This is a genomic window from Peribacillus sp. (assembly GCF_059453735.1).
Window position 1 is genome coordinate 1 of sequence record NZ_JAZVJO010000496.1, and the last position, 6,096, is coordinate 6,096.

Below are 6,096 nucleotides of genomic sequence, written 5' to 3' on the forward strand. Positions count from 1 at the left end.
TCGAGAAAATTTCTCGGCAGCCTTTTTTAGTTATATGTGACAATTCAGAAAATGTATTGATGTTTAATCATAAAAACCTATATTTTTAAAAAGAAATGACTAGACATTTCTTTTTAAATGGCTATAATAAAGTTGTAACCGCTTAACAAACTAAAAATTATGAATCGAAGGAGTTTGATTATCAATGAATAGAATTTTACTAGCTTGTAGTTCAGGTATGTCTACTAGTCTACTTGTAACGAAGATGGAAGCGTATGCACAATCTATCGGGGATGAAGCGAAAATATGGGCAGTTGGTCAAAATCAAGCGAAAAAAGATATGGCTGAAGCAGATGTAGTGTTAATTGGACCTCAAATGAGTTTCTTGAAAAAAGAACTGCAAAAAGAAGCTGCTCAATACAATATCAATGTTGATGTAATTGATATGATGGCATACGGCTTAGCAGATGGTAAAAAAGCATACGAGCAGGCATTAGCCTTAATGGGGAAAAAATAATGGAGATTAATTTAGAAGAACTTACGAGTGAACAAATTAATTTTCAACTTATTCTTCATAGCGGCAACGCGCGCAGCAAGGTGATCCAATCCCTTCGTGAATATCGTGAAGGCAATGTGGAAGAAGCAGAAAGCTTATTAACACAGGCTGAAGAAGATTTAAATGCTGCACATGGTATTCATTTCAAAATGGTTCAAAAAGAAGCACAGGGTGAAAAAGTAGAGTTCTCCATGTTATTTATGCATGCAGAGGATCATTTAATGTCAACGCTTACGATGAAGGAACTAGTCATCGAATTATTGGAAATTTTTAAAGCTAAGAATTTATAAAAAAGAAATACCCATTGATAAGGGAGGGAAAATTATGTTTGAGAAATTTAGTCAGTTTCTAATTCCAATTGCGGGCAAGTTGAATAACAATCGCTATCTACAGGTTATACGTGATGCATTTATGTTAGCGTTCCCATTAACAATATTTGGTTCTATTGTCGTGGTATTAACCAATCTGCCATTTTTAAATAAATTTTTAAGTGATGAGTTTATTGCATCTTTCCAATCGTCATTCGGAATTGCATCACAGGCAACCATGGGGATCATGTCCGTTTTCGTTGTCTTTGGTATAGGATACTATCTATCAAAAAGCTACGAAGTAGAAGCTGTTTTTGGAGGCGTCATTGCTCTTGCTTCGTTTTTGATTTTAACACCCTTTATGCTTGAAACAGATACAGGTACTGTTACAAATGTTATACCGCTGGATCGCCTTGGCGCTAAAGGAATGTTCTTAGGAATGATCACGGCTTTTCTAGCAGGTGAGATTTATAGAAGAGCTGTTCAAAAAGACTTAACTATTAAGATGCCAGCAGGAGTACCGCCGGCTGTAGCGAAGTCGTTTGCTGCTTTATTCCCAGCATTAATTACATTAACAATCTTTTTATTCATAAATGTTCTTGTTACACAAGCGTTTAATACTAACCTTCATGACTTTATCTATGATGTAGTCCAAGCACCGCTTGTTCATCTTGGTGGAGGATTAGTACCAACTTTAATTGCTGTGTTTGTTATTCAACTTCTCTGGTTCTTTGGGCTGCATGGCCAGATTATTATCAACTCAGTAATGGATCCTATCTGGACGACGTTATCTCTAGAAAACTATGATAAATTTGTTCAAGGCGGAGAACTGCCGCACATTGTGACTAAATCATTTATGGATGTGTTTACAGTCGGAATGGGTGGGACCGGAATGACACTGGCTGTGGTCTTTGCCATCCTTGTCTTTATGAGAAGCAAGCAGATGAAACAAGTAGCCAAACTTGGTGTTGGACCTGGTATCTTTAATGTAAACGAACCAATTATTTTCGGATTGCCAATTGTTATGAATCCATTGATTATTGTACCTTGGATTTTAGCACCAATGATCGTTACGGCAGTTACGTATTTTGCTTTCGCAACAGGGATAGTTCCTAGAACAACAGGTGTAACGGTTCCATGGACTGTGCCAATCGGTGTGAGTGGATATCTGGCAACGAATTCTTGGCTAGGATCGGCATTACAAATTGTCAACTTCTTTATTGTTTTTGCCATCTGGTTCCCATTCTTGAAAATTATTGACCGTGTAAATATCCAAAAAGAAAAAGAAGAAGAAATGAAAAAAGCATCATAAAAAGCTGGGTTTAACTAGAAAATAGATCTGCCTAATCAGGCGGCAAATCTGAGACATCTATTAGAGAATGAGAGGGAGGATTTATATGACACGTACAAATAATGAATCAATTCAATTCAAATTTCCTGAGGACTTTTGGTGGGGATCTTCGGCATCCGCAACCCAGACTGAGGGGGCAGCTGATCTTGATGGCAAAGGGAAGAATATATGGGATCACTGGTTTGAAATCGAAGCGAATCGTTTTTTTGATGGAGTAGGTCCTCAAAATACTTCACAGTTCTATTATAAATATAAAGAAGATATCCAGTTAATGAAGGAAATCGGTCACAATTCATTCAGACTATCTATTTCCTGGTCAAGGTTATTCCCTGAGGGAAAAGGGGAAATCAATGAGAAGGCAGTAGAATTTTATAATAATGTGATTGATGCATTAATTGCAGCAGAAATTGAACCATTTGTTAATCTTTATCATTTTGATATGCCGATGGCTTTACAGGAAACTGGGGGCTGGAATAATCGTGAAACAGTTGATGCCTATGAAAAATATGCGGAAACATGTTTCAGCCTATTCGGTGATAGAGTGAAAAAATGGTTCACTCATAATGAACCGATTGTACCTGTTGAAGGTGGATATTTATATGATTTCCATTATCCAAACGAAGTTAACTTCCAAAAAGCAGTTCAAGTTGCTTATCATACAATTCTATCAAGTGCAAAAGCGATTAAAATTTACAAATCGATGAAACTTGATGGAAAAATAGGGATTATCCTGAATTTAACCCCTTCATATCCGAGAAGTCAGCACCCAGCTGATTTAAAAGCTTCGGTATTGTGTGATGCCTTTTTCAACCGTTCGTTCCTTGATCCATCTGTTAAAGGAACATTCCCAACAGAACTGGTTGAGATTCTGAAGGAAGAAGGCTATATGCCTGTTATCGAAGATGGTGATTTAACTATTATTAAAGAGAACACAGTGGATCTGCTCGGAGTTAATTATTATCAGCCAAGACGTGTGAAGGCGAAGGATAGTCTTCCAAATCCTGATGGGCCGTTTATGCCGGATCGTTATTTTGATAACTACATTATGCCTGGTCGTAAAATGAATGTTTACCGCGGGTGGGAAATTTACGAAAAAGGCGTCTATGATATTTTAACTAATTTAAAAGATAATTACGGAAACATTGAATGCTTCATTTCTGAAAATGGGATGGGTGTCGAAGGAGAAGAGCGTTTCCGTAATGAAGATGGTATGATTGAAGATGATTATCGAATTGATTTTATCAGTGAACATTTAAAATGGGTGCATAAAGCTTTGATAGAGGGTTCAAATGTTAAAGGCTATCATTTATGGACGTTCATGGATAACTGGTCTTGGAGTAATGCCTATAAAAACCGTTATGGCTTTGTCTCTGTTAATTTAGATAAAGATAACGAACGAACCGTTAAAAAAAGCGGTTATTGGTTTAAGGATGTTGCTGCAAATAATGGATTTTAATAAGTAGTAAAACAGAGTTTTGAGAATGCAGCCTATACTTTTAGCGCATTGCTCAGAACTCTGTTTACTATTTTTGGGTGCAGAAATTATATACTGTCAGAGAAAGTCTAATATAATGAAGAAAAACGGTTGGAGTGTATAGAATGAATAAATACGAAGCAATTTCTGAAGAAATGAGAAACCGTATTCATACGGGATATTATCTAGCTGACTTACCAATTCCTGATGAGCTTACACTAGCAGCGGAGTTTAATTGCAGCCGAATGACCATGAAACGGGCACTGGATATTTTAGTCGCCGAAGGACTAATGCTTCGAAAGCGAGGTCATGGTACATTTATTGTTCAAGCTCCGCTACGTGATGAAACGGTTAATGTGATTAGTGAAGATTCCAAGGGACTTTCAAATTTGGTTCTTGGTAAAAAAGTAGACAGTAAAATCGTTTCTTTTGAGGTACAGTTCCCTTCTGAAGAGGTTGCTAGACACTTGTCAATTAAGAGAGATACGCCTGTTTATTCAATTATACGATTGAGAAATGTTGATGATGAACCATATGTTATTGAAAAAACGTATATGCCGGTTGCATTAATACCTGGACTGAATGAAGAGGTGCTCTATGCATCTATTTATAATTATATTCATCAGTCACTAGAATTAAAAATTGGCGGTGCTCATCGGAAAATTCGAGCAGACAAGTCCAATGTATTAGATCAACAATATCTAGACTGTCATCCTACAGACCCGGTTCTTGAAGTGGAACAAGTTGGTTTTTTAAATAATGGTATACCCTTTGAATATTCATTTTCAAGACATCGTTATGACAAGTTTGTTTTTACAACAGTTTCCATAAGCAAATAAGAAAGCAGGGAGAGACATGGCATTAGTTGGCGGTATCGAAGCAGGAGGAACAAAATTTGTTTGTGCAATTGGTGATCATACTGGTGAGATAAGAGAACGAATTGAAATTCCAACAACAGTCCCTGAAGAAACAATGGAAGAAGTAGTACGCTTCTTTCAATCATACGACATAGAAGCCATTGGAATAGGATCATTCGGTCCAATAGATGTAAATCGAGAAAGCCCAACCTACGGATCTATTACTTCGACACCCAAGCCAGGCTGGAGAAACTATCCAATTGTTTCTAAAATGAAAGAGCATTTTAACGTACCAATAGGTTTTCATACTGATGTAAATGCAGCTGCATTAGGTGAAGGAACGTACGGAGCTGCAAAAGGACTTGACAGCTGTTTATATATGACCGTTGGGACAGGCATAGGTGCAGGAGCTTTAGTCGGCGGGAAGTTACTGCAGGGACAATCGCATCCAGAAATGGGTCATATATTAATTAGAAGGCATCCTGAAGACCACTACCCAGGCAAGTGTCCCTATCATATAGATTGCTTTGAAGGGTTAGCAGCGGGACCGGCTATCGAAGCGCGCTATGGAGTGAAAGCTAATGAGCTTGAAGAACGAAGTGATGTATGGGAGTTAGAGGCTTATTATATCGCACAAGCACTTATGAATTTTATCTTAATTCTCTCTCCTCAGAAAATTATTCTTGGCGGTGGGGTCATGAAGCAACGTCAAGTGTTTCCGAAAATCCGTAAGCAATTAGAAGCGGCGCTTAACGGATATGTGGAACTTCCTAATCTTGAAGACTACATTGTGAGTCCTGGCTTAGGCAACAATTCCGGAATCATCGGTTCATTGATATTGGCTCATCAAGCATTACAAGGAAAATGAAAATCTACCTTTTAAGTTGATTAAAGTCTATATACTTTACGATAAATAATTTGGACACCAATCCATTGGAAGAACATCACCATCAAAAAGTCAGACTGATAGGTCTGGCTTTTTGTGTGCAAAAAAACGGGACTTTAGATATAAAAAAGTAATGTGCAATTCTAGTAGGAAGGTTATTTTTCCCTTTTAACGGATGAAAAAGCCTAATTTTTAGTAGAAATATGTAGTTTAATGTTACAAACGAAATATAAATGTAATGTTGTTATTACAAGACTGACAAACTCAAATGATATACTACTTTTTGTGGGTGAAATATTAACTACTTAAATAATATATTTTTACATATAAAAATAGACATACTCTTGGAAACATAGAGAAGAAAGCAGGGGAAAATGAAATTGAAGAAAAAGCTTATCGTGCTTAATACTACTATTCTACTTGGTTTAGGAACTATTTTCTCTATTCCTACAGTAAAAGCAGAATCTATCAGTGAATTAGAGAAGCAGCAACATACTATTCAGGGAGAACGTACAGGTATTCAAACCGAAATTGACACTGCTGTAGCGAAAATCTCTACACTTCAAGGCGAGCAGATGAAATTAACAGCACAAATTAAACGAATTGATCAAGCGGTAAAAGACAATCAAGCAAAAATTACGGAAACAAAAAGTGAGATAGAAGAAACGAATAAGGAAATTGCACA

6 protein-coding genes and 1 pseudogene are annotated in these 6,096 nt (G+C 36.9%); all 7 read left to right on the forward strand.

The annotated features are described in order from the left end of the window. Positions 1-184: 184 nt before the first annotated feature. The gene (locus AC52RT_RS16430) at positions 185-496 is read left to right on the forward strand and encodes a PTS sugar transporter subunit IIB (RefSeq protein ID WP_495541743.1); all 312 of its coding nucleotides are present in this window, start codon (positions 185-187) and stop codon (positions 494-496) included. Continuing rightward, positions 496-825 carry a PTS sugar transporter subunit IIA gene (locus AC52RT_RS16435; protein WP_475731826.1) on the forward strand — a complete coding sequence of 110 codons (330 nt, stop codon included), beginning with the start codon at positions 496-498 and terminating at the stop codon, positions 823-825. The genes AC52RT_RS16430 and AC52RT_RS16435 overlap by 1 nt, the downstream gene beginning before the upstream one ends. Before the next feature lie 34 nt (positions 826-859). Then, complete coding sequence (celB, locus tag AC52RT_RS16440; RefSeq protein WP_495541744.1) at positions 860-2,155, forward strand: PTS cellobiose transporter subunit IIC; 1,296 nt, start codon at positions 860-862, stop codon at positions 2,153-2,155. An 85-nt stretch (positions 2,156-2,240) separates the two neighbouring features. After that, on the forward strand, positions 2,241-3,650 hold the full coding sequence (locus AC52RT_RS16445; protein ID WP_495541745.1) for a glycoside hydrolase family 1 protein: 1,410 nt from the start codon (positions 2,241-2,243) through the stop codon (positions 3,648-3,650). Between the two features lie 143 nt (positions 3,651-3,793). After that, positions 3,794-4,507: a GntR family transcriptional regulator gene (locus AC52RT_RS16450; protein ID WP_495541746.1), complete on the forward strand. Its 714-nt coding sequence runs from the start codon at positions 3,794-3,796 to the stop codon at positions 4,505-4,507. 16 nt (positions 4,508-4,523) lie between these two features. Further along, positions 4,524-5,393, forward strand: coding sequence for an ROK family protein (locus tag AC52RT_RS16455; protein ID WP_495541747.1), 870 nt, complete (start codon positions 4,524-4,526; stop codon positions 5,391-5,393). Between the two features lie 398 nt (positions 5,394-5,791). Then, a pseudogene (locus AC52RT_RS16460) lies at positions 5,792-6,096 on the forward strand (peptidase M23); the annotation flags it as partial.